Genomic DNA, 23428 nt, shown 5'->3' with positions numbered 1-23428 from the left:
AGGCTCCCGTCGTTACGGCCCCACCGGCTCCCGGTGGGGCCGCACGCCGTCGCGCCGGGGGCGGCCGCTACAGGAACGCGCCGCTCGGCAGGTACGGCATCGGCGGTCGCATCCCGCGCACCCCGACGAACCCGCCGGCCCGCGGGGTCAGCCCGACCTCCAGCCCGACGTCCAGCGCCCACTCCTGCTCCGCGGTCAGGTGCTCCACCCGCGCCTCGATGCTGTCCGGCACCCGGGCCAGCGCCTCGCGCAGCAGCCGGGCGGCGATCCGCTTGCTGGTGGCGGCCAGCAGCCGCACCGCGCCGCCGTCCCGGTAGCAGTAGCCGCTGCCGGCCAGCGCGTCGGCGATCAGCAGCTCCTCGAAGTGGCTCAGCATCAGCTCGTGGTCGGGCCCGTGCGCGGACCCGCGCAGCCGTCGGTCCACTGAGTCCAGCAGGTGCAGGTGGGTGGCGTTGCCGGGGTGCACCGGGATGTCCCCGGGGTCGATCAGCCCGTTCCGGTCCACCCGCCCGGACAGCCGCATCGTCGGGTGCAGGGTGAACCCGGCCAGCCGGTAGCGCCGCGCCGCCGCGGGGGAGTCCGGGGCGCAGACCATTCCGCGCAGGCAGCCCCGCGCGTGCGTCGCCGCCCGCTCCAGCAGCAGCCGCCCGACGCCCTTGCCCTGCGCGGACGGCCGGACGGCGTACAGGGAGGGCGTCCACAGGCCCTCCCGGCGCATCGACAGCACCGCCCCGACCGGCTCCCCGCCGATCGACGCCAGCCAGCAGCCGCCGGGATCGGTGCGCGCCAGGTGCCTCGCCGCGGCCGTCCCCAGCGGTGAGGCACCGGCCACGGCGGGGTCGTCGAACGCTGCGGCGGCCAGTTCCCGGACGGCCTCCGCGTCCGCGGCGGTGTCCTTGACCGGGCGAAGGATCATGGCACCATCCTGGCGTCCGACGGTCCGCAGCGGGGCCGGTTCACCCGGATCCGGGGCTCGGGCGGTGCCCGGTCCTCCCGGGTTGTGCGAGCATGGGGAGCGTAGGGGACGCGGGTGGCACACCCGGCCCACGGAAATCAGCCGCACATCAGGCCGGCAAATTCGTCGCCGCCCGGGAAATGAAACCGGACGGCCGTTGGTTGGCACTGGCGGTAGACCGTCGTCAAGACCGGGAGAAAGCAGATGACCGTCCAGGACGAGACCACCGTCGAGAGTGGCATCCTCCTCACCGATGCCGCCGCGGCCAAGGTCAAGGCCCTGCTGGAGCAGGAAGGCCGCGAGGACCTCGCGCTGCGCGTCGCCGTCCAGCCCGGTGGCTGCTCCGGCCTGCGTTACCAGCTGTTCTTCGACGAGCGCTCGCTCGACGGCGACGTGATCAAGGACTTCAACGGCGTCAAGGTCGTCACCGACCGGATGAGCGCCCCGTACCTGGGTGGCGCCACCGTCGACTTCGTCGACACCATCGAGAAGCAGGGCTTCACGATCGACAACCCGAACGCCACGGGCTCCTGCGCCTGCGGCGACTCGTTCAGCTAAGCCTGCTGCGAGGAGGCGGCCCCGGGTGCTCCCGGGGCCGCCTTTTCGTTGCCCGCGTTCCCGCGCTGCTCGCGTGTGCCGAGCGCGGCCGGGGCCTGCGGGCCCCGGCGGCCGACTCCCACCGGCTGCTACTGGCCGGCCACGTCCGGGGTCACCGGGTCCGGCCCGGCGTGCGGGTCGGCGTCCAGCGGCACCTCCTGGCCGCTGGTCTTGTCGACCACCGTCCGCCCGGCCAGCGGCGAGCGCAGATCGGCCGACACCGACTGCCGCTTGGCCAGCGCGTTGCAGACCTGCCCCGGGCCCACGGTGGGCGGTCCCGTCACGACCAGGACGTCCACCCGGCCCGGCTGCGACTCGTCCGCCTTCAGCGCGTACTTCGTGCAGACCCCGCCGAAGAAGTAGACGGTCAGCTTGGTGGTGCCGTCCACCCGGTAGGCCACCGGCGGATGCGCGGGCGAGCCCGAGCCGTTCGGGTTCGGTTCGCCCGGCGCGATCCCGTTCACCGGGGGAGTGCCCGGCGTCGGCTGCCCCGGGGCGGGCGAGGCCAGGGTGGGGGAGAAGTCGGTCGGCGGCGTCTGCGGCTTGCCGGTGTCCGCGGGGCTCCCCGTCGCGGTGGCGGACGCGCCGCCGGAGGGCGTCGGGGCCTGCGGGGAGGCGCTCGCCGAGGCCGAGCCGCCGGCCGTGGCACTCGCCGAGTCCGAGGCGGGCTTGCCGTCCCCGTTGCACCCGGCCACCGTCACCACCGCCGCCAGCGCGAGGGCCGCCAGGGCCGCCGTCCGCCGACCCCGCCGCGGCATCGTCTCCAGATCCATCTGCACATCCTCCCGAGAGCTCAGCGGTGCCGCCTCCTCGGCCGCTCCGCGCGGATGTGACGTGCCCCGGGCGGATCCGGTTCCGCGTCGCTCCGGGAACGGCTCAGAAGCCGTACTCGGCCATCCCGGCGACCACCCGCTGCGCCCCGGACGGGACCCGGAAGCCGACGGGTGTAGGGGCGCTGGTCTCCGGGCCGGGCGTCAGCAGCGGCCAGAACCGGCGCAGCCGTCGGGAGGAGTCCAGCAGGGCGTCGAGGGTCTCGCCGTCCTCGGCCCGCAGGCCGGGCAACGGGGAGTGGTCGGTCATCATCGGGCATCGCTCCGATCGAGTGCCGTGGCCGCGCTGCCACGGTCGACGTCGGGGCCCACCCGCACGGCGGGCCTCCTGAGGCCGACCCTAGGCCGGGCCTCGCACCGCCCACCAGTGCTACCCGGAGGTAGTACACGTTCGACGGCAAGGGGTGCCACCATGGCCGTGCGGGGCGGCAACTTGCGGGACTCTTGCCGGTTCGCGGCCCGGAGCCCGGTACCGTGGGTGGGTTCGTCCGCGCCTGTCCGCTGGCCCTGAAGCCACCCTGAGGAGACCTTCCGTGCGTATCGCCGTCGCCGGCTCGATCGCCACCGACCACCTGATGACGTTCCCCGGCCGGTTCGCCGACCAGCTCGTCGCCGAGCAGCTGCACACGGTGTCGCTGTCCTTCCTGGTCGACACCCTGGACATCCGCCGCGGCGGGGTCGCCCCGAACATCGCCTTCGGCATGGGTGTGCTCGGACTGCGCCCGATCCTGGTCGGCGCCGCCGGCGCGGACTTCGCCGAGTACCGCAGCTGGCTGGAGCGCAACAACGTGGACTGCGAGTCCGTCCACATCTCCGAGACCCGGCACACGGCCCGCTTCATGTGCACCACGGACGAGGACCACAACCAGATCGCCTCGTTCTACACCGGCGCCATGGCCGAGGCCCGCAACATCGAGCTGAAGCCGATCGCCGACCGCGTCGGCGGCCTGGACCTCGTCCTGATCGGAGCCGACGACCCGCAGGGCATGGTCCGCCACACCCAAGAGTGCCGCACCCGCGGCTACGCCTTCGCCGCCGACCCCTCCCAGCAGCTGGCCCGCCTGGAGGGCGACGACATCCGCGAGATCGTGGACGGCGCCGCGTACCTCTTCACCAACGAGTACGAGGCCGCGCTGATCGAGACCAAGACCGGCTGGGACGCCGAGGAGCTGCTCACCCGCGTCGGCACCCGGATCACCACCCTCGGCAGCAAGGGTGTCCGGATCGAGCGCAAGGGTGAGGCCCCGATCGTGGTCGGCTGCGCCCAGGAGGAGGCCAAGGTCGACCCGACCGGTGTCGGCGACGCCTTCCGGGCCGGCTTCCTCACCGGCCTGTCCTGGGACCTCGACCTGGAGCGCTCCGCCCAGCTCGGCTGCATGCTCGCCACCCTGGTCATCGAGACCGTCGGCACCCAGGAGTACGAGCTGCGCCCGGCCGGCTTCCTGAAGCGCTTCGAGGAGAGCTACGGCGCCGAGGCGGCCGCCGAGGTCCGCGCGAACCTGGTCAAGTAGTCCGCCGCACGACGAGGTAGGCCGAGCCCCGGTCGCCGCCGTAGTCGGCGGCCGGGGCCTCGCCCGCGTACTCGTGCCCGCGCATCCCGCACCAGGCCGGGATGTCCAGCCGGGCCGCCTCGTCGTCGGCCAGCACGGCGACCGTGCCGCCCTGCGGCACCTCGCCGATCCGCTTCGCCAGCTCGATCACCGGCAGCGGGCACCGCTTGCCGAGGGCGTCGATGACGAGCAGGGCGGAACCCTCCTGCGCGGCGGCCGCCGCCGGCGCCGGGAGGTCCAGCCCGAGCGGTGCCCGGACACCGGCCACCAGCTCCGGCAGCACCGCGAGGAAGCGCTCCACGTCCGCCTCGGCCGTCCCGTACGGCAGCGAGACCCGGACGTTCCCCTCGGTGAGCACCCCCATCGCCGCCAGCACGTGGCTGGGCGTCAGTGTGGAGGAGGTGCAGGAGGAGCCGGAGGAGACCGCGAAGCCCGCCCGGTCGAGCTCGGTGAGCAGGACCTCGCCGTCCACGTACAGGCAGGAGAAGGTGACGATGTGCGGCAGCCGTCGCACCGGGTCGCCGACCACCTCGACCTCGGGCACCAGCTGCGGCACCCGGGCCCGGATCCGCTCCACCAGTGCGTGCAGCCGGGCGTTCTCCTGCTCGGCTCCGGCCCGGACGGCGCGCAGCGAGGCGGCCGCGGCCACGATCGCCGGGACGTTGACGTAACCGGGCACCCGGCCGCCCTCGCGCTCGTCGGCCGGCAGCGGCGAGGAGTAGCGCACGCCCTTGCGCACCGCCAGCACCCCGACCCCGGGCGGGCCGCCCCACTTGTGCGCGCTCGCGGTCAGCAGCGACCAGCCCGCGGGGACGTCCACCCGCCCGGCGCTCTGCGCGGCGTCCACCAGCAGCGGGACGCCGGCCGCGGCGCACAGTTCCGCGACCCCGCCGACCGGCTGGACCGTTCCCACCTCGTGGTTGGCGCTCTGCAGCGCGGCCAGCGCGGTGTCCGGGCGCAGCAGCGCGCCGAAGGCCGCCGGGTCGACCCGGCCGCCCCGGTCCACCGGTACGACCGAGGCCTCGCCCCCGGCCGCCGTGTGGCGCTCGGCGACGTGCAGCACGCTGGAGTGCTCCACCGCGGAGTGCACCAGGTGGCCGCCGCGCCGGCGGTTGCCGGCCAGGGCGCCGAGCAGGCCGAGCTGGACGGCCTGCGTCCCGCTCGCGGTGAAGGCGATCTCGTCGGCCCGCGCGCCCAGGACCTCGGCGACGGTCTCGCGGGCGGCGTCCAGCAGCATCCGGGCCTGTCGGCCGGAGCGGTACAGCCGGGCCGGATCGGCCCAGCCCTCGTCCAGGGCGGCGGTCAGTGCCTGCCGCGCGACGGGGTGCAGGGGGGCCGTCGAGGCCGCGTCGAAGTACACGGTCACATTTAACGACACACCCGACGCGCGTTCCGGCCCGATCGCACGGCTCACCCGCCGTCAGTCGATCACGCCGAATGTCCGCTTCATCCGTGTCCGACGGGTCGTCACGGACGTTGTCCGAGGTCATCCCCCGATCGGGCGTACGGACCTCGAATGCCTACGATGACCTGCGGCGCAGCCCTTGCCGGGCCTGATCGGGCGACCGGGCGGCGCGTTACCGGGGGCTGCCCGTCAGGAGCGCATAAGGCTGGAGTAGGGTTTGGCCCGCATAAGCATTCAAACCGTGCCCGTGGACGGGTCGCCGGGGAGGCTCACACTCCTCCCCGGGGCGACGCGAAGGCGGGCGAGACTTCGGGAAGGCGCTACGTGAGTCCCAACGGCTCCGACCGCTCGCCGCGGCGCACGATGCGGCGGAAGCTGCCTCAGGCGCTGGCACTGGGCCTCGTCATCGCGACCGCCACCGGCTGCTCGGCCAACGACCTCCCCAGGCTTGGCCTCCCGAGCCCCGTCACCGAGGAAGGGCCGCTGGTCCTCCGCATGTGGCAGGGGTCCTGGATCGCGGCGCTGGTGGTCGGCGGACTGATGTGGGGTCTGATCATCTGGAGCGTGATCTTCCACCGGCGCAAGCGCACCGGTGTGGAGGTACCTCCGCAGACCCGGTACAACGTGCCCATCGAGGCGCTCTACACCGCGGTCCCCATCATCATCGTCTCGGTGCTCTTCTACTTCGTCGCCCGCGACGAGGCCAAGTTGACCTCCACCTCCGAGAAGCCGCAGCACTACGTCAACGTGGTGGGCTTCCAGTGGAGCTGGGCGTTCAACTACGAGAACACCGAGAACCCCGACCCGGCCAACAAGGACGCCGCGTTCGAGGTCGGTACCCCCGGGAGCGTTCCGACGCTCTGGCTGCCGGTCAACGAGTCGGTGCAGTTCCGGCTCACCTCGCGTGATGTCATCCACGACTTCTGGCCCGTCAACTTCCTGATGAAGATGGACGTCGTGCCGGGCGTGGTGAACAAGTTCGAGGTCACCCCGAACGTCAAGGGTGAGTACATGGGCAAGTGCGCCGAGCTCTGCGGCACCGACCACTCGCGCATGCTGTTCAACGTCAAGGTCGTCGACCGCGCCGACTACGACAAGCACCTGGCCGAGCTTCGCGCCAAGGGCCAGAACGGTGCGGTGCCCTCCGGCCTCATCGGCATGGGAAGTGAAGAGAAGTGACCATCCTCAACGAGCCCGCCGCAGCAGGCGGGGGCGCCGATGCCGTCACGGTCGGGGCGCAGCGGACCCGGAAGCCGGGTTCGACCATCATCAAGTGGCTGACCACCACTGACCACAAGACGATCGGCACGCTGTACCTGGGCACGTCGTTCGCCTTCTTCCTGATCGGTGGCATCCTCGCCCTGGTCATGCGCGCCGAGCTGGCTCGTCCCGGGACCCAGATCCTGTCGAACGAGCAGTTCAACCAGGCGTTCACGATGCACGGCACGATCATGCTGCTGATGTTCGCGACGCCGCTGTTCGCGGGCTTCGCGAACTGGATCATGCCGCTGCAGATCGGCGCCCCGGACGTGGCCTTCCCGCGTCTGAACATGTTCGCGTACTGGCTGTACCTCTTCGGTTCGACCATCGCGGTGGCGGGCTTCGTGACCCCGAACGGCGCCGCCGACTTCGGTTGGTTCGCCTACTCCCCGCTGTCGGACGCGGTGCACTCGCCCGGCGTCGGCGGCGACATGTGGATCATGGGTCTGGCCTTCTCCGGCTTCGGCACGATCCTCGGTGCGGTCAACTTCATCACCACGATCATCTGCATGCGCGCCCCGGGCATGACGATGTTCCGGATGTCGATCTTCGTCTGGAACGTCCTGCTGACCTCGGTGCTGGTCCTGCTGGCCTTCCCGGTCCTGGCCGCCGCGCTGTTCGCCCTGGAGGCCGACCGCAAGTTCGGCGCCCACGTCTTCGACCCGGCCAACGGCGGGGCGCTGCTCTGGCAGCACCTGTTCTGGTTCTTCGGTCACCCCGAGGTGTACATCATCGCGCTGCCGTTCTTCGGCATCGTGTCGGAGATCATCCCGGTCTTCAGCCGTAAGCCGATGTTCGGTTACTCCGGTCTGATCGCGGCCACCATCGCGATCGCCGGTCTGTCCGTGACGGTGTGGGCGCACCACATGTACGTCACCGGGCAGGTACTGCTGCCGTTCTTCTCGTTCATGACCTTCCTGATCGCGGTCCCGACCGGTGTGAAGTTCTTCAACTGGGTCGGCACCATGTGGAAGGGCTCGCTGAGCTTCGAGACCCCGATGCTCTGGACGGTCGGCTTCCTGGTCACCTTCCTCTTCGGTGGTCTGACCGGTGTCCTGCTGGCCTCCCCGCCGATCGACTTCCACGTCTCGGACTCGTACTTCGTCGTCGCCCACTTCCACTACGTGGTCTTCGGCACCGTCGTGTTCGCGATGTTCGCCGGCTTCCACTTCTGGTGGCCGAAGATGACCGGCAAGATGCTGGACGAGCGCCTCGGCAAGATGACCTTCTGGACGCTGTTCTTCGGCTTCCACGCCACCTTCCTGGTGCAGCACTGGCTCGGCGCGGAGGGCATGCCCCGCCGCTACGCCGACTACCTGGCCGCGGACGGCTTCACCACGTTGAACACCGTCTCGACCATCGGCTCCTTCGTGCTCGGCCTGTCGATCCTGCCGTTCCTCTACAACGTCTGGAAGACCGCCAAGTACGGCGAGAAGGTCACCGTGGACGACCCGTGGGGCTTCGGCCGCTCGCTGGAGTGGGCGACCTCCTGCCCGCCGCCGCGGCACAACTTCCTCACCCTGCCGCGGATCCGCTCCGAATCCCCGGCCTTCGACCTCCACCACCCGGAGATCGCCGCGCTGGACTACCTGGAGAACCACGGTGAGCCGGCCAAGCACCTCGCCGGTGTGACCCCGGCGAAGTACGACGCCCCGAAGCTGGGCAAGGGCAAGCAGGAGGGTGACGCCTGATGAAGGAACAGGGAAAGATCTTCCTGGGCCTGTCGGTCTTCGTGCTGGCGATGGCCATCACGTACGGCCTGTGGACCAACAACGCCGAGGGCCCGGGTCTGGAGGCCGCCGGTACCACCGCGCTGTTCCTGGCCTTCGCGCTCTGCGCCTTCATCGGGTACTACCTCGCCTTCACCGCCCGCCGGGTGGACAGCGGCGCGGGTGACAACCCCGAGGCCGAGGTCGCGGACGACGCCGGCGAGCTGGGCTTCTTCGCCCCGCACAGCTGGCAGCCGCTCTCGCTGGCGCTCGGTGGCGCGCTCGCCTTCCTGGGCGTGATCTTCGGCTGGTGGCTGATGTTCTGGGCCGCTCCGATCATCCTGATCGGCATCTTCGGATGGGTCTTCGAGTTCTACCGGGGCGAGAACCAGAACCAGTAGGTTCCGCATCCGACACCAGGGCCGGTCCTCCCGCACGGGAGGACCGGCTCTGGTGCGTCTCCGGGGTGACGGCCTCACTCAGCCGGGTGAACGAGGGGTCCCTCGGATGTCGCTCTGCCAGCAGGCGTTCCTACGATCTGATCAATCGTGCGAACCCCCGGAGGCGGTCATGGCCGACAGGCACGGAATCGCAGGCATAGGCAGCATCTCGCTCGCCCTCGCAGTACTGGCGCCGCTGGCCGCCTGCTCGTCCGGTGACGACGAGTCCGCCGGGCCGCACCGGATCGACGCGGCCCCGCTGGTCCACCTCTCGGCGGACGGCCAGGTCGATCCCTCCCAGCCGATCACCGTGACGGCCGTGCAGGGCAGCCGGCTCACCGACGTCACCGTGGTCGGCCCGGACGGCCGGGTGGTCGCCGGCAAGCTCGCCGACGACCAGCGCAGCTGGCAGACCACCGGCCGGCTGAAGGCCGCCACCACGTACTCCGTCCGCATCTCCGCCGACGACGGCAAGGGCGGCCGCGGCGACACCACCGCCGGCTTCAGCACCGTCGCGGCCCAGCGCCTGCTCACCGCCAAGCTCGGCCCGGACTCCTCCGGCAGCGGCGTCTACGGGGTCGGCCAGCCGCTCACCGTGCAGCTCTCCGAGGCGGTGAAGGACCCGCAGGCCCGCCAGGAGGTCGAGCAGAGCCTGACCGTGACCTCCCAGCCCGCCGTCACGGGCGCCTGGTACTGGGTGGACGACAAGAACCTGCACTTCCGGCCGGAGGACTACTGGCCGGCCGGCACGACCGTCGCGCTGGCCTTCGACGCCACCGGCAGCCGGATCTCGGACGGCCTCTACGGCGGCGACCGCAGCGCGCTGAAGCTGCGGATCGGGGCGCGGGTCGAGTCGGTGGTCGACGCGGCCGCCCACGAGCTCACCCTGAAGCGTGACGGCGAGGTCGTGCGGACCATCCCGGTCACCACCGGCAAGCCCGGCTTCGACACCCGCAACGGCATCAAGGTGGTGCTCGGCCAGGAACAGTCCGTCCGGATGAGCGGCGAGACCATCGGCATAGCCGCCGGCAGCTCGGAGTCGTACGACCTCGACGTGAAGTGGGCCACCCGGGTGACCTGGAGCGGCGAGTACGTGCACGCGGCGCCCTGGTCGGTCGGCTCGCAGGGCGTCGCGAACGTCAGCCACGGCTGTACCGGCATGAGCACCGACAACGCCAAGTGGTTCTACGAGAACACCCGGGTGGGGGACCTGGTGACGGTGGTGAACAGCCAGGGCGCCGCGATGGAGCCGTTCGGCAACGGCTTCGGGGACTGGAACGTCGCCTGGACGGACTGGGTCAAGCACAGCGCCGTCGGACAGCCCCTCAGCACCACGGTTCCGGCCGGTCAGGCCCCCGCCGCGGGGATGATCCGCCCCGAGGTCTGACCGGGGGAGTGCCGGACCCGTGCGGGGCCGTCCGGGCCCCGCACGGGCCGTCAGGCCTCCGGGTAGGCCAGCCCCAGCGCGGTGACCACCGCGGCCACGGCGTCCGCGTGGGAGAGCCCGAGGCGGCTCGCGCGCTCGGCGTACTCGGCGGCGGCCGCGGCGGCCAGCCGGTGCGCGCTGTCCCCGGTGGCGGCGATCAGGGTGCCGCGCCGGCCGTGGGTCTCCACCACGCCGTCCGTCTCCAGCTCCCGGTACGCCCGGGCGACGGTGCCGGCGGCCAGCCCCAGCTCCTCGGCCAGGGCCCGTACGGTGGGCAGCTTCAGCCCGGTGGGCAGCTCCCCGGTGCGGGCCCGCTCCGCGATCTGGGCGCGGATCTGCTCGTACGGCGGCGTGGCGGAGGCGGTGTCGACGGAGAGCTGCACGGGAGGCTCCTGGAGACGCGGTCGGGGACGGGCCGGCGGATGCGGAAAGGCCGAGGGCCGCCGACCAGACGAACTCTGGTCGGCGGCCCTCGGGTGACGCGGGTACGGGATCAGTGGTGGCCGTGGCCGCTGGTGATCTCGTGGTGCTCCTCGGCGGTCGGCTTGGGGATCTGGCCGCCCTCGCCGTAGTAGCCGCGGGACAGCTTGGCCCGGGTGCGGGTGAGGACGCCGGCCTTGCGGGCCACGCCGTTCTCGTCCGCCTGGGCCGGCAGCTCGACCGGCTGGTTCTGCTCGTGCGCGGTGAGCTTGAACAGGTCCTTCTGCGGCAGCTGCGCGTGAACCTCGACGAACTCGCCGTGCGGCAGGCGCTTGATGACGCCCGTCTCGCGGCCGTGCAGCACCTTCTCCTTGTCACGGCGCTGGAGGCCGAGGCACCAGCGCTTGGTGACGATGAAGGTGATGACCGGGACGACGAAGAAGCCGACGCGGACGAAGTAGGTGATCGAGTTGATCGACAGGTGCAGGTGGGTGGCGAACAGGTCGTTGCCACCACCGATCAGCAGCACCAGGTACAGGCTGATCCAGGCGGCACCCAGGGCGGTGCGGACCGGGGCGTTGCGCGGGCGGTCCAGGATGTGGTGCTCGCGCTTGTCGCCGGTGATCCAGCCCTCGATGAACGGGTAGACCGCGATCGCGACCAGGACCAGCGGGAAGATCATCAGCGGGACGAAGACACCCAGGTTCAGGGTGTGGCCCCACAGGCTGATCTCCCAGCCCGGCATGACGCGGATCAGACCCTCGGAGAAGCCCATGTACCAGTCGGGCTGGGCGTCCGTGGACACCTGGTCCGGGCGGTACGGGCCGTAGGCCCAGATCGGGTTGATCGAGGCGATCGCCGAGATGGCGGCGAGCAGACCGAACACCAGGAAGAAGAAGCCACCGGCCTTGGCCATGTAGACCGGCATCAGCGGCATGCCGACGACGTTCTTCTCGGTCTTGCCCGGGCCCGCCCACTGGGTGTGCTTGTGGTAGAAGACCAGGATCAGGTGCGCCACCAGCAGGCCGAGCATGATGCCCGGGATCAGCAGCACGTGGATGGTGAAGAACCGCGGGATGATGTCGTGCCCGGGGAACTCGCCGCCGTACAGGAACATCTGCAGGTAGGTGCCGACCAGCGGGACGGCGAGGATCGCGCCTTCCATGAAGCGGATACCGGTACCCGACAGCAGGTCGTCCGGCAGCGAGTAGCCGAAGAAGCCGTCGAACATGCCCAGGACCAGCAGCAGGAAGCCGAAGACCCAGTTGATCTCGCGGGGCTTGCGGAACGCGCCGGTGAAGAACACGCGCATCATGTGCACGAGCATCGCGGCCACGAAGACCAGCGCGGCCCAGTGGTGGATCTGACGGATCAGCAGGCCACCGCGGACCTCGAAGCTGATGTCGAGCGTCGACGCGTAGGCCTCGGACATGCCGATGCCCTTGAGCGGGACGTACGACCCGTTGTAGATCACCTCGCCCATGGAGGGCTTGAAGAACAGCGTCAGGTAGACACCGGTCAGGATGATGATGACGAACGAGTAGAGGCAGATCTCGCCCAGCATGAAGGACCAGTGGTCCGGGAAGATCTTCCGCAGGTTGGCCTTGGCGAGGGAGTAGATCCCCAGCCGGCCGTCCGTCCAGTCAGCCGCGGCCTCCCACTTGTTGGCGGGCTTGGCACGCGTGCTGGACGGCTTGGCGGCACCGGTCGTGGTGCTGCTCGCGCTACTCATCGAGCACGCTCCCAGAAGCTCGGGCCGACGGGCTCCGCGAAGTCGCCGGTGGCGACCAGGTTGCCCTTGTCGTCAGTGGTGATCTTCAGCTGCGGCAGCGGGTGGCCGGCCGGGCCGAAGATGACGCGCGCGCCGTCCGCCAGGTCGAAGGTCGACTGGTGGCAGGGGCAGAGCGCGTGGTGGGTCTGCTGCTCGTACAGGCTGATCGGGCAGCCGACGTGGGTGCAGATCTTCGAGTAGGCCAGGATGCCCTCGAAGCCCAGCTCCTTGGAGTTGTCGTCCTTGATGTCCTCCGGTGCGATGCGCACCAGCATCAGGGCGTCCTTGGCGATCCGCTGCTGGAAGTCCTCGTCGTGGGTGCTCAGGCCCTCGGGCATGGCGAAGGTCAGCGAGCCGATGGCGACGTCCTGCGGCTTCAGCGGCAGCATGGTGTTCATGTTGACCAGCTGCAGCGGCTTGGCCGGAGTCGCCTCCTTCCAGCCGGTCTCCTGGAGCTTCTTCTCCGGGAGCGGGCCGAGGTCGCGGAGCAGGACCACGCCGGAGAGCGGGACCAGCGCCATCGAACCGATGAGGGTGTTGCGGATCATCTTGCGGCGGCCGAAGCCGGACTCGGCGGCGCCGGTCTTGAACTGCTCGATGACGTCCGCGCGGACCTCGTCGTCGGCCTCGATCGGGTGACGCTCGGCCGGCAGCTCGACGTCCGACATCAGGGTGCGGGCCCAGTGGACCGCGCCCGCGCCGATCATGAAGAGCGCGACGCCCAGGGTCAGACCCAGCGCGAAGTTCAGCGCGCTGACGTGACCCAGCGGGAAGATGTAGACGATCTTGTCCGGGTCGATGGCCACGTACGAGGCGATGAAGCCGACGGTGGCGAGCATCGAGATCACGAACATCAGCGAGACCTGGCGCTCGGCGCGCCGGGCGGCCTTCTCGTCGATGTCGGTGCGACGGGGCTCGTGGGCCGGCAGGCCCGGGTCGGCGAACGGGTTGCCGTGCTCGGCCACCTCGCCGGCGGAGCCGTGGGACTCCGGGAGCTTCTCTTCTGACATGTCGTGGCTCATGACTTCTTGGCCTTGGTGGTGTGGGCGGCGACCCAGATCGCGACCGCGATGAGCGTGCCAAGACCGAAGATCCAGCCGAACAGGCCCTCGGTCACCGGACCGAGGCTGCCGAGCGTGAGACCGCCGGGGTTGGGCTCGTCGCTGGTGGTGTGGCGGACGAAGGCCACGATCTGCTTCTTCTGCTCCTCGGGCATGGTGGTGTCCGGGAACGACGGCATGTTCTGCGGGCCGGTCTGCATGGCCTCGTAGATGTGCTTGGAGTCCACGCCCTCCAGCGACGGGGCGTACTTGCCCTTGGTCAGGGCACCACCCTGGCCGGCGAAGTTGTGGCACTGGGCGCAGTTGGTGCGGAACAGCTCGCCACCCTTGGAGATGTCCTCCGGGTTGGTCGAGGTGTACTGCTCCTCCGTCGGGGTCACCGGGCCGGGACCGAGGGAGGCGACGAAGGCGGCGAGCTGGTCGATCTCGGCCTGGGTGTAGATGGCCTTCTTGCGCGGCACCTGGGCGCCGGGCTGCTGGGCCGGCATGCGGCCGGTGCCGACCTGGAAGTCGACGGCGGCGGAACCGACGCCGACCAGGCTCGGACCGTCACTGCTGCCCTGGCCGTTCAGGCCGTGGCAGGAGGAGCAACCGACGGCGAAGAGCTTCTTGCCCTCATCGATCGCGAGCGACTGCGCGGCGACGTCGGCCTGCGCCTTGTCGGCGGGCGCGAACGCGGCGTACAGCCCCCCGGTTGCCGCCAGGGCGAGAAGTAGGACGACCAGCGCCGCCAATGGGTGGCGCCGTCGTGCGGAGAGCTTTTTCACGGAATAACCCCGGTGTCAGGATCTGGTCGACTGGTGGGTGCACCCGGCGGCCGGTCTGGCCGGCACGAGGCTGCCTGTCTAGGGCTGCGCGCGCGGTCGGTCGGTGGGAGCGTCGGCACCGGCAGAAGCGGCCCGTCGCCGGTGAGGGCGGGGGCCGCAGCCGGTGGCCAGCGACCTGATCAGCTGGTTACTTGATCAGGTAGATGGTCGCGAACAGGCCGATCCACACGACGTCGACGAAGTGCCAGTAGTACGACACGACGATCGCGGCGGTGGCCTGCTCGTGCGTGAAGCGCTTGGCTGCGTACGTCCGTCCCAGGACCAGCAGGAAGGCGATCAGACCACCCGTCACGTGCAGGCCGTGGAAGCCGGTGGTCAGGTAGAACACCGTGCCGTACGGGTCGGAGGACAGCGACAGACCATCCTTCTTGACCAGCTCGGTGTACTCGTAGACCTGGCCGCCGATGAAGACCGCGCCCATGACGAACGTGATGATGAACCACATGCGGAGCTTCTTCACGTCACCGCGCTCGGCGGCGAACACGCCGAGCTGGCAGGTGAGCGAGGAGAGCACCAGGACCGTGGTGTTGACCGAGGAGAACGCCACGTTGAGGGCGTGGGCCTTCTCGGTCCAGAACTCGGCTCCCTTGACGGAGCGGAGCGTGAAGTACATCGCGAAGAGGGCCGCGAAGAACATCAACTCGGAACTGAGCCAGACGATCGTTCCGACGCTGACCATGTTCGGCCGGTTGACCGATCCGTGCGCGTGCCCGGTTTCTACTGCTGTTGCTGTCGCCACGACGGACATTATGTCGGTCCCTTATTCCGTCTTCACGCCGGGGGGTGTCCCTCGGAGTGTCCGGTGCGTGCGGTATGCCCGCTTGGGGGCCGACGGGGTGGGTGTACGGGGACTGAGCAGCGGCGTGTCCCTTTTCTGACGGTTCCTCGGGGCACTCTACGACCCCGTTGCCCGGCGCGTCGATGCACGGTCGGAGCAGCGGCCGGAGGTAGGGGAGCGGGCCGGGGGTCGGCCGTACGGGTGGACCGGGCGGGTCCGGGTGACGGGCAGTCCTCCAGGAGGGTGAGACAGGGGCGCGGCGGCTTGAGGAGGAACGTGCGCGAGGGGCACTCGGCGGAGGGTGATCGGGAGTAGCATCCGGATCAGGCGAACGTGGTCCGGATCACACTTGAGGGAGCAGGGTCCATGGCGTACACGACCGATGAGACGCTCACCGTCCTCGTCTACAGCGACGACCGCAACACCCGCGAGCAGGTGCTGACGGCACTCGGCCGTCGGCCCGCCGAGGATCTTCCGGAGCTGTCCTACCTGGAGTGCGCGACCACCCCGGCGGTGCTCAAGGCGCTGGAGAAGGGCGGCGTGGACCTCTGCGTGCTGGACGGCGAGGCGGTCCCGGCCGGCGGGCTGGGGCTCGGGCGCCAGCTGAAGGACGAGATCTACGGCTGCCCGCCGGTGCTGGTGCTGATCGGCCGGCCGCAGGACTCCTGGCTCGCCGCCTGGAGCCGGGCCGACGCCGCGATCTCCCACCCGGTGGACCCGGTGGCGCTGGCCGAGGCGGTCGCCACCCTGCTGCGGGCCCGGCTGGCCAGGCGGGCGCCGGCCGCCCGCTGAGCGGCGGCGTCTCAGTACTGGAGAAGACGGGGCCCTGGGGGCCCCGCCGCTCGATAGGCTGGCTCCATCCGTACGGACGCCCCCCGGAGCGGGGGGACAGACGACAGCTGGAGTCAGCCATGGTGAACGTGAACCCTGCGAACGGCGGTAGCGACCCCGCGCAGGTGGTCCGCTCCTGGCCGGATCTCCTGACGGCCCTGTTGAAGGGGGAGGACCTCGACCGCTCGTCCACCGCGTGGGCGATGGACCGGATCATGAGCGGCGAGGCCTCCCCCGCCCAGGTGGCCGGCTTCATGATCGCGCTGCGGTCCAAGGGCGAGACGGTCGACGAGGTCACCGGTCTGGTGGACGCGATGTACGCGCACGCCGAGCCGCTGGACATCGCCGGCCCGGCGGTGGACATCGTCGGCACCGGCGGCGACCGGGCGAAGACCGTCAACATCTCCACGATGTCGGCGATCGTCGCGGCGGCGGCCGGTGCCAAGGTGGTCAAGCACGGCAACCGGGCCGCCTCCTCCTCCACCGGGTCCTCGGACGTGCTGGAGAAGCTCGGGGTGGCGCTGGACCTCTCCGCCCGGCGGGTCGCCGAGGTGGCCGAGGAGGTCGGCCTCACCTTCTGCTTCGCCGCGAAGTTCCACCCCTCGATGCGGCACGCCGCCACCGCGCGGCGCGACCTCGGGGTGCCGACCGCCTTCAACATCCTCGGCCCGCTGACCAACCCGGCCAAGGTCACCTCCCACGCCATCGGCTGCTTCGACACCCGGCTGTCCGGGCTGATCGCCGGGGTGCTCGCCCGGCGCGGCTCGACGGCGCTGGTCTTCCGCGGCGACGACGGGCTGGACGAACTGACCATCACCACCACCTCACGGGTGTGGGTGGTGCGCGACGGGGTGGTCACCGAGACCTCCTTCGACCCGCGGGAGGTCGGCATCGAGCTGGTCGGCATCGAGTCGCTGCGCGGCGGGGACCCGGCGTACAACGCGGAGGTCGCGCGCCGTCTGCTGGCGGGCGAGCGCGGGCCGGTGCGGGACGCCGTCCTGCTGAACACGGCGGCGGCGCTGGTCGCGCTCGACCTGGGCGACGCGCCGCTGGCCGAGCAGCTCGCGGCGGGCATGGCGCGGGCGGCGGAGGCCATCGACTCCGGCGTCGCACAGGAGCTGCTGCGGCGCTGGTCGGAGGCCACCAGCCGTAGCTGAAGCGGTGGTTGGGAGCCCGTGCCGGAAACTCCGGCGCGGGCTCCCCGGCTGTCCGGATGGTGGATGCCCGTTTGACCGCCCGCCGGACGCGACCCTAGAGTCGGCGCCAGGTCATGAGTGACAGCGTCAAGCCCCAGCTTGCTGTCCGGCAACCCTCCGTCCGTGGCGGGGTGCCCTGGGTGAGGACCGGGTCGCCACGGCAAACCGTCCGTGCGACAAGCGCGGACACCCGACGAGTGGCACTCCCGGGGTCCCAGGCCCCTGAAGGAGTGCATCCTCATGTCCTCTCTCGCCACCGAGACCACCGCCCCGCTCGCCGTGCTCGGCTCCGACGTCCAGGTCCCGCTCGCCAGCGGTGAGAAGGTCGGCTACGCGGCGCTCGACTACGCGGCCAGCGCGCCGGCACTGCAGCGGGTCTGGGACGACGTCGCCGCCTACGCGCCGTACTACGGCAGCGTGCACCGCGGCGCCGGGTACCTCTCGCAGCTGTCCACCGACCTCTTCGAGCAGAGCCGACGCACCGTCGCCGAGTTCCTCGACCTGCGCGAGGGCGACCAGGTCGTCTTCACCCGGGCCACCACCGACTCGCTCAACCTGCTGGCCGCCGCCGTGCCGGCCGGCACCCGGGTGTTCGCCTTCGAGACCGAGCACCACGCCTCGCTGCTGCCCTGGGCGCACGCCGGACTGGACGTGACCTACCTGCGCGCGCCGCGCTCCCGGGCCGAGGCGGTGGCCGCCCTGGACGCCGCGCTCGCCGAGGCGCCCGAGGGCCCCAAGCTGCTCTGCGTCACCGGCGCCTCCAACGTGACCGGCGAGCTGTGGCCGGTCGCCGAGCTGACCGGGACGGCGCACCGGCACGGCGCCCGGGTGGTGCTGGACGCCGCCCAGCTGGCCCCGCACCACCGGGTCTCGGTGCGCGAGCTGGACGTCGACTGGATCGCCTTCTCCGGCCACAAGATCTACGCGCCGTTCGGCGCCGGGGTGCTGGCCGGCCGGGCGGACTGGCTGGACGCGGCCGAGCCGTACCTGGCCGGCGGCGGGGCGACCCGCACGGTGGCCCGGGAGACGGACGGCTCGGTGGCCGTGCAGTGGCAGACCGGCCCGGCCCGGCACGAGGCCGGCTCGCCGAACGTCATCGGCGCCTACGCGATCGCCTCGGCCTGCCGCGCCCTGGGCGAGGCCGGCTTCGACGCCCTGGAGGCCCGTGAGCGGCAGCTGGTCGACCGGCTGACCGCCGGGCTGGCGGAGGTCCCGCAGGTCAAGGTGCTGAACCTGTTCGGCGCCGGCTCGGCCCGGGTGGGCGTGCTGTCCTTCGTCGTCCGGGGCTGGAACAGCTCGCACTTCTCGGCCGCACTGTCCGCCGAGTACGGCATCGGGGTACGCGACGGCCTCTTCTGCGCCCACCCGCTGGTGCGCACCCTGTTGGACGACGAGGCCACCGCCGTGGAGTCCAGCTGCGGCGCTCCGGACCCCTCGCTGCCGGGCGAGCGCAGCCTGAACGCCATCCGGGTCAGCTTCGGCGCCGGGACCCCGGACGAGCACATCGACCGCTTCCTCACCGCCGTCCGCGAGCTGGTCACGGACGGCGCGGCGTGGAACTACCGCAACGAGGGCGGGCGTTGCGTCGCGGACACCCGCCGGAAGGGCTGAGCCCGGGCGCGTCGGGAGGGCTGAGTCCGGGCGCCGCTACTCGTCCAGGCCGAGGGCGAAGGCCGCCTCCAGGTCGTGCTGGGAGTAGGTGCGGAAGGCGATCTGGGTCTCGGTGTGGGCCACGCCGGGGACCTTGTTGAGCCGGCCCGGGATGACCTCGGCCAGGTCGTCGTGGCGGCGCACCCGGACCATCGCCACCAGGTCGTATCCACCGGTCACCGAGTACACCTCGCTGACGCCCTCGATGGAAGCGATGGCCTCGGCGATCTCCGGGATGCGGTCGACACTGGTCTTGATCAGGACGATGGCGGTGATCACTGTTCGCGCTCCTTTGTGGGGTGCCGCCAGCGTATCGGGCGTCAGCCGGGCCGTCTCGGGGGGTGGCGGACCACCGTGCAGGTGTAGAGGAAGCCGGCCGAGAAACCGATCACGTGGACCAGGTAGGCCACCCCCGGGCCCGCCGAGTGCACCGACCACCACTGCAGCGCGAACCAGAGGCCGAGCACCAGCCAGGCCGGGAAGCGCAGCGGCAGGAAGAACAGCAGCGGGACGAGGGTGGTCACCCGGGCGCGCGGGTGGAAGCGCAGGTAGGCGCCCAGGACGGCGGAGATCGCGCCGGAGGCTCCGATGAGCACCCGCGTGCAGTCCGGCGAGTGCGCCTCCGCGAGCGCGAAGCCGTACGTGGCCAGGCTGCCGGCGGCCAGGTAGAAGACGGCGTACCGGGCCCGGCCCAGCCGCCGCTCGACGGTGGGGCCGAAGACGTGCAGGAAGAGCAGGTTGCCCAGCAGGTGCAGCCAGCCGGCGTGCAGGAAGAGGCCGGTGAGGGCGGACAGGGCCGGGTGCTTGCCCGGGGTCGGGGCGGCCGGGCAGCCGGGGACCGGGTCGGGGGCCTCGGTCAGCTGTTCGGCGGTGAGCGGCCGCCCGGTCAGCAGTTCGGCCGGAACGGCGCCCCAGCGCTGCTCGTACCGTTGCTCCGCGCAGACCCGGGCCGGGCCGGTGCCGTACAGCGGATTGAGCCCGGCGGCCGGGCCGAGGAGGAAGACCAGGGTGTTGACCGCGATCAGCGCGTAGGTGACCGCCGGGGCGGCCACCTCCGGCCGGCCGCCCCGCGCGGCGGTGTGGTCGGGGGCCGCGAGCGCCATGCGGCCAAGCATCCCTCCGGGCGCCGCAGGTGACACGGCGGTTTACGGCAGGTGGACCAGCCCCGCTATTCCGCTGACCGGTGGTCGCGATGGTTGCCCCAGGCAATAGGCTTGGGGCGGGCATTCCCGCCTCCCGCCGCCGACGCCGGGGCTCCGGGGGGAGCGCCTAGCCCACGCAGGGACCACCCGAGAGGACCCCCGATGACCGTCCCCGCCCTGACTGCCGAGACGCGCTGGCGCTGCACCCTGTGCGGCAACCTCACCCGGTTCGACGTGACCCGCACCGCGCGGGTGACCGAGTTCCTGCACTTCGACCTGGCCGGCGACTCCAAGGTCGAGGAGACCGAGGTGCTGAGCGAGACCGTCGAGTCGGTGCGCTGCCGCTGGTGCAACGCCGTCGACCAGGTCGAGCTGGTGGCCCGTCCGGGTGCCGAGGGCGCGGAGGCCCCGGCCGAGCAGGGCTGACGCCCGCGGGTGCGGCGGGCGGCGCGCGGCGCGCCCGTCCGCCACACCGGACAATACGGAACAAGACGCACGGGGCGTGACGACGGGGGGTCGCGGCCGTACCCCGCCGGAGAACAGGATCGGAGCCGAGGACGTGGTGGACGCAGCGAAGGAGCCCGGCGAAGCGCAGGGGCTTCGGCCCGCTGCGCAGGCGCAGGTGCCGGACGCCGGGACGGGACCGGCGGAGGGCGCTGCGTCCGGAGCCGTCGACGCGGCGGCCGTCGGACCCGATGCCGTCGGGGCGCAGACCGCTTCGTCCGACCCGGCAGACCTGGCAGACCCGGCAGACCCGGCAGACCCGGCCGAGTCCTCCGACGCCTCCGGGGCAGCGTCGGAGCGCGGCGCCGAGAAGCTGGACCGGCCGCTGCCCGAGGGAGTGCGCCGACGGGTGGTCGGGCTGGCCTCGGACGCGCTGGGCGGACTGCCGCCGGGCGAGCTCCCGCAGAGCCTGCGTCAGTACGTGAAGTTCACCCCCGCGCGGCGCGCCAAGTACGCGGCCACCGCGCTGGCGGCCGCGCTGGAGGCGGAGCCGGCCTTCCGGGTGCGGATAGCGGAGCGGCTGCGGCTGGGACAGCCGGACCTGGTGAGGGCGCTGGAGTCGGGCAGCGTCCCCGGCGCCGCCGATCCGATGGACGTCGCGGCCGCCGCCTACCTGGTGCGCTCGGCGGGCTGGAGCCGACTGGTCGCCGAGGCCGGCGAGGAGGCCGAGCGGGCCGGCGCCGAGGACGCGGCCGCGGAGGCGACCCGGCTGGTGGAGAAGCTGCAGGCCGAGCTGGCCGAGGTGCGGGCCACCGCGCGGGCGGACCTGGACCGGCAGCGCGTGGAGTTCGAGGGCGTCCGGCGGGAGGCCGAGTCGCTGCGCAAGAAGGTGCGGTCGCTGGAGAGCGACACCCGCCGGGCGCAGGCCGAGACGCGTCGGGTGGCCGGGGAGCTGGAGGCGGTGAGGGCCCAGGGCGCCGCCGAGCGCAGTGCGGCCGAGACCGAGGCGCGGCGGCTCAAGCACCGGCTCTCGGAGCTGGAGAACGCCGCCGAGCAGGGCCGCCGGTCGGCCCGCGAGGGGCGCAGCGTCGAGGACATGCGGCTGCGGCTGCTGCTGGACACCGTGCTGCAGTCGGCCCAGGGCCTGCAGCGGGAGCTGGCGCTGCCGGTCGCCCAGATCCGCCCGGCGGACCTGGTGGAGGCGGTGGTGCCGGGCGCGGCCTCGCCGCACGACGTGGCGCGGCGCGGGCTGGCCGAGGACGACCCGGCGCTGCTGGACCAGCTGCTGGCGATCCCGCAGGTGCACCTGGTGGTGGACGGCTACAACGTGACCAAGACCGGCTATCCGACGCTGCCGCTGGAGCAGCAGCGGATCCGGCTGCTGGGCGGGCTGGCGATGCTGGCCCAGCGCACCCAGGCGGAGGTCACCTGTGTGTTCGACGGCCAGGACCTGGACGTTCCGGTGATCATGGCGCCGCCGCGCGGGGTCCGGGTGCGGTTCAGCCGGACCGGGGAGACCGCGGACGAGCTGATCCGCCGTCTGGTGCGGGCCGAGCCGCAGGGCCGTCCGGTGGTGGTGGTCTCCGCCGACCGGGAGGTCGCGGAGGGCGTGCGGAAGGCGGGCGCGCGCCCGGTGGCGTCGGTGCTGCTGCTGAACCGGCTGGCGCGGCCCTGAGCGTCGGCCCGCTAGGATGACACCTGGTCAGCGCCGCGTCCACGACCGTGTGCGGGTGCGGTGAAGCCGGTGTGGTGAACGGGGTTCACGCCTTCGGGGGAGTGGCAAAGCGGATAGATCCGCACTAGGGTCTGGCGTCAAACCTATTTTCCGGTTCCTCATCCGATCGGGTGAGTCCGTTGGAAGAAGGAGCCGGTCCCTTGGCCTCCCACCGCCGTCCCAAGCAGCCGAGCCGCGCGCGGATCTCCGTGCTCACCGCTGCCGCTGCGACCGCGGTCGCCCTCTCCGCCCAGGTGGCCGCGCACGCCGCGCCGCAGCCGAACAAAACGGACGTCAAGGCGCAGATCGACCAGCTCCAGGAGGAGCAGGAGCAGGCGGCCGAGAAGTACAACGGCGCCAAGGAGCGGGCCGACCAGCTGCGCAAGCAGGCCGACCAGCTGCAGGACCAGGTGGCCCGCGGCCAGGAGCAGATGACCCAGCTGCAGGGCGGCCTGGCCGAGGTGGCCGGCGACCAGTACCGCAGCGGCGGCATCGACCCGTCCGTCCAGCTGATGCTCTCCTCCGACCCGTCGGGCTACCTGGAGAAGGCCTCGACGGTCCAGCAGGCCAGCACCACCCAGGCCGAGGCGCTCAAGTCGCTGCTGGACGAGCAGCGCCGGCTGGACCAGGAGAAGGCCGAGGCGGCCGCCGTGCTGGCCTCGCTGGACAGCACCACCAAGGACCTGAACCAGGCCAAGGCGGACGTCAACACCAAGCTGCAGGCCGCCCAGGACCTGCTGAACTCGCTCAGCGCCGCCGAGCGCACCGCGCTGAAGGCCCAGCAGGCGCAGGACGACCGGGCCTCGCGCGGCAGCGACCGGGTCGACCTGAGCAACCTGCCGCCGGCCAGCGGGTACGCCGCGGTGGCCGTCGCCAAGGCGATGAGCAAGCAGGGCTCGCCGTACGTGTGGGGCGCCACCGGTCCGAGCACCTTCGACTGCTCCGGCCTGATGCTCTGGGCGTACGGCCAGGCCGGCGTCTCGCTGCCGCGCACCTCGCAGGAGCAGGGCCACTACGGCACCGCGGTGCCCGGACTGGCCGCGGCCCAGCCCGGCGACCTGGTCATCTACGGCGGTGACATGCACCACGTCGGGATGTACATCGGCAACGGCATGGTGGTCCACGCGCCGCACACCGGTGACGTGGTGAAGGTGATGAAGGCCGACGCGATGCCGATCAACACCATCCGCCGGGTCTGACGGCCCGACACCCTCCGGGGGCCCCGTGCGGGCCCCTGTGATCCGCGCCACCTCCGACGGGGTGGCGTTCGGGTTTTCGACCGTTTCGCGAGCGGCGGGTGAGGCCTGATCAGCCTTGCGTACGGTCGTGATCACCATCGGTCATTTTCACAAAAGAACTTGGGCAATCTTCCGTCTTTTTTCTGACAAGGATTTGAACCGATCACGGTTCAGTTACTAGGGT

At 71.6% G+C, this 23428-nt stretch carries 23 protein-coding genes and 1 riboswitch; of the genes, 12 read left to right on the top strand and 11 right to left on the bottom strand.

Translation table 11 applies throughout. The features are described from left to right. Positions 1 to 67: 67 nt before the first annotated feature. A complete protein-coding gene (locus tag ACIGG8_RS13200; protein WP_396547688.1) occupies positions 68 to 916 on the bottom strand; it encodes a GNAT family N-acetyltransferase in 849 nt (282 codons plus the stop codon). 243 nt (positions 917 to 1159) lie between these two features. On the opposite strand from ACIGG8_RS13200, the gene erpA reads away from it, so the two are divergent. After that, complete coding sequence (erpA, locus tag ACIGG8_RS13195; protein ID WP_316520866.1) at positions 1160 to 1513, top strand: iron-sulfur cluster insertion protein ErpA; 354 nt, start codon at positions 1160 to 1162, stop codon at positions 1511 to 1513. Positions 1514 to 1641: 128 nt separating this feature from the next. On the opposite strand, the gene ACIGG8_RS13190 is transcribed toward erpA, so the two are convergent. After that, positions 1642 to 2325, bottom strand: a complete 684-nt coding sequence (locus ACIGG8_RS13190) for a hypothetical protein (protein WP_350522556.1) — start codon at positions 2323 to 2325, stop codon at positions 1642 to 1644. A 103-nt stretch (positions 2326 to 2428) separates the two neighbouring features. Further along, positions 2429 to 2635: a hypothetical protein gene (locus ACIGG8_RS13185; protein ID WP_396547686.1), complete on the bottom strand. Its 207-nt coding sequence runs from the start codon at positions 2633 to 2635 to the stop codon at positions 2429 to 2431. Positions 2636 to 2915: 280 nt separating this feature from the next. Here ACIGG8_RS13185 and ACIGG8_RS13180 point away from each other — a divergent pair, with 280 nt between their 5' ends. Continuing rightward, on the top strand, positions 2916 to 3893 hold the full coding sequence (locus ACIGG8_RS13180) for a carbohydrate kinase family protein (RefSeq protein ID WP_396547684.1): 978 nt from the start codon (positions 2916 to 2918) through the stop codon (positions 3891 to 3893). Here the strand turns inward: ACIGG8_RS13180 and ACIGG8_RS13175 are convergent. Beyond that, the gene (locus ACIGG8_RS13175) at positions 3886 to 5292 is read right to left on the bottom strand and encodes a cysteine desulfurase/sulfurtransferase TusA family protein (protein ID WP_396547682.1); all 1407 of its coding nucleotides are present in this window, start codon (positions 5290 to 5292) and stop codon (positions 3886 to 3888) included. The genes ACIGG8_RS13180 and ACIGG8_RS13175 overlap by 8 nt on opposite strands. A 369-nt stretch (positions 5293 to 5661) precedes the next feature. On the opposite strand from ACIGG8_RS13175, the gene coxB reads away from it, so the two are divergent. From coxB to ACIGG8_RS13155, 4 genes are all read left to right on the top strand, one after another. Beyond that, the gene (gene coxB, locus ACIGG8_RS13170; RefSeq protein WP_350522552.1) at positions 5662 to 6516 is read left to right on the top strand and encodes a cytochrome c oxidase subunit II; all 855 of its coding nucleotides are present in this window, start codon (positions 5662 to 5664) and stop codon (positions 6514 to 6516) included. Next, positions 6513 to 8288 carry a cytochrome c oxidase subunit I gene (gene ctaD / locus ACIGG8_RS13165; protein WP_350522551.1) on the top strand — a complete coding sequence of 592 codons (1776 nt, stop codon included), beginning with the start codon at positions 6513 to 6515 and terminating at the stop codon, positions 8286 to 8288. The genes coxB and ctaD overlap by 4 nt, the downstream gene beginning before the upstream one ends. Beyond that, positions 8288 to 8707 (top strand): cytochrome c oxidase subunit 4, encoded by a 420-nt coding sequence (locus ACIGG8_RS13160; RefSeq protein WP_350522550.1) that lies wholly within the window; start codon positions 8288 to 8290, stop codon positions 8705 to 8707. The genes ctaD and ACIGG8_RS13160 overlap by 1 nt, the downstream gene beginning before the upstream one ends. Before the next feature lie 169 nt (positions 8708 to 8876). Further along, positions 8877 to 10133: an Ig-like domain-containing protein gene (locus ACIGG8_RS13155; protein ID WP_396547679.1), complete on the top strand. Its 1257-nt coding sequence runs from the start codon at positions 8877 to 8879 to the stop codon at positions 10131 to 10133. Positions 10134 to 10183: 50 nt separating this feature from the next. Here the strand turns inward: ACIGG8_RS13155 and ACIGG8_RS13150 are convergent, their stop codons facing one another. The 5 genes from ACIGG8_RS13150 to ACIGG8_RS13130 form a co-directional block, all read right to left on the bottom strand. After that, the gene (locus tag ACIGG8_RS13150; RefSeq protein ID WP_350522548.1) at positions 10184 to 10555 is read right to left on the bottom strand and encodes a GntR family transcriptional regulator; all 372 of its coding nucleotides are present in this window, start codon (positions 10553 to 10555) and stop codon (positions 10184 to 10186) included. 110 nt (positions 10556 to 10665) lie between these two features. Further along, positions 10666 to 12324 (bottom strand): cytochrome bc complex cytochrome b subunit, encoded by a 1659-nt coding sequence (locus ACIGG8_RS13145; protein WP_396547677.1) that lies wholly within the window; start codon positions 12322 to 12324, stop codon positions 10666 to 10668. After that, on the bottom strand, positions 12321 to 13373 hold the full coding sequence (locus ACIGG8_RS13140) for a Rieske 2Fe-2S domain-containing protein (RefSeq protein ID WP_396547675.1): 1053 nt from the start codon (positions 13371 to 13373) through the stop codon (positions 12321 to 12323). The genes ACIGG8_RS13145 and ACIGG8_RS13140 overlap by 4 nt, the downstream gene beginning before the upstream one ends. A gap of 8 nt (positions 13374 to 13381) precedes the next feature. Then, positions 13382 to 14191, bottom strand: a complete 810-nt coding sequence (locus ACIGG8_RS13135; protein ID WP_396547673.1) for a c-type cytochrome — start codon at positions 14189 to 14191, stop codon at positions 13382 to 13384. Positions 14192 to 14378: 187 nt separating this feature from the next. Continuing rightward, positions 14379 to 14999 (bottom strand): heme-copper oxidase subunit III, encoded by a 621-nt coding sequence (locus ACIGG8_RS13130; protein ID WP_350522544.1) that lies wholly within the window; start codon positions 14997 to 14999, stop codon positions 14379 to 14381. Between the two features lie 396 nt (positions 15000 to 15395). Here ACIGG8_RS13130 and ACIGG8_RS13125 point away from each other — a divergent pair, with 396 nt between their 5' ends. The 3 genes from ACIGG8_RS13125 (at position 15396) to ACIGG8_RS13115 (ending at position 18667) form a co-directional block, all read left to right on the top strand. Next, complete coding sequence (locus tag ACIGG8_RS13125; RefSeq protein ID WP_396547671.1) at positions 15396 to 15821, top strand: hypothetical protein; 426 nt, start codon at positions 15396 to 15398, stop codon at positions 15819 to 15821. A gap of 119 nt (positions 15822 to 15940) precedes the next feature. Next, entirely contained in the window at positions 15941 to 17017 is a 1077-nt protein-coding gene (gene trpD / locus ACIGG8_RS13120) for an anthranilate phosphoribosyltransferase (protein ID WP_350522542.1), read from the top strand. A 109-nt stretch (positions 17018 to 17126) separates the two neighbouring features. After that, positions 17127 to 17245, top strand: a riboswitch (SAM riboswitch). A 51-nt stretch (positions 17246 to 17296) separates the two neighbouring features. Then, positions 17297 to 18667 carry an aminotransferase class V-fold PLP-dependent enzyme gene (locus ACIGG8_RS13115; protein ID WP_396547669.1) on the top strand — a complete coding sequence of 457 codons (1371 nt, stop codon included), beginning with the start codon at positions 17297 to 17299 and terminating at the stop codon, positions 18665 to 18667. Between the two features lie 36 nt (positions 18668 to 18703). On the opposite strand, the gene ACIGG8_RS13110 is transcribed toward ACIGG8_RS13115, so the two are convergent. After that, entirely contained in the window at positions 18704 to 18985 is a 282-nt protein-coding gene (locus tag ACIGG8_RS13110) for an Lrp/AsnC family transcriptional regulator (protein WP_189915153.1), read from the bottom strand. Between the two features lie 41 nt (positions 18986 to 19026). After that, on the bottom strand, positions 19027 to 19809 hold the full coding sequence (locus tag ACIGG8_RS13105) for a rhomboid family intramembrane serine protease (RefSeq protein WP_396547667.1): 783 nt from the start codon (positions 19807 to 19809) through the stop codon (positions 19027 to 19029). A 201-nt stretch (positions 19810 to 20010) separates the two neighbouring features. Between ACIGG8_RS13105 and ACIGG8_RS13100 the strand changes: the two genes are divergently transcribed. From ACIGG8_RS13100 to ACIGG8_RS13090, 3 genes are all read left to right on the top strand, one after another. Continuing rightward, entirely contained in the window at positions 20011 to 20274 is a 264-nt protein-coding gene (locus ACIGG8_RS13100) for a hypothetical protein (RefSeq protein WP_350522539.1), read from the top strand. A 310-nt stretch (positions 20275 to 20584) separates the two neighbouring features. After that, complete coding sequence (locus tag ACIGG8_RS13095) at positions 20585 to 21967, top strand: NYN domain-containing protein (protein WP_396547760.1); 1383 nt, start codon at positions 20585 to 20587, stop codon at positions 21965 to 21967. Positions 21968 to 22167: 200 nt separating this feature from the next. After that, positions 22168 to 23205, top strand: coding sequence for an NlpC/P60 family protein (locus ACIGG8_RS13090; protein ID WP_396547665.1), 1038 nt, complete (start codon positions 22168 to 22170; stop codon positions 23203 to 23205). Positions 23206 to 23428: the final 223 nt, after the last annotated feature.

It is taken from the genome of Kitasatospora sp. NPDC085464, from assembly GCF_044541955.1.
In the GTDB taxonomy this organism is placed as follows: Bacteria; Actinomycetota; Actinomycetes; order Streptomycetales; family Streptomycetaceae; genus Kitasatospora.
The sequence above is the reverse complement of the archived record's forward strand: the minus strand, read 5'-3'. Positions and strand labels throughout refer to the sequence as shown.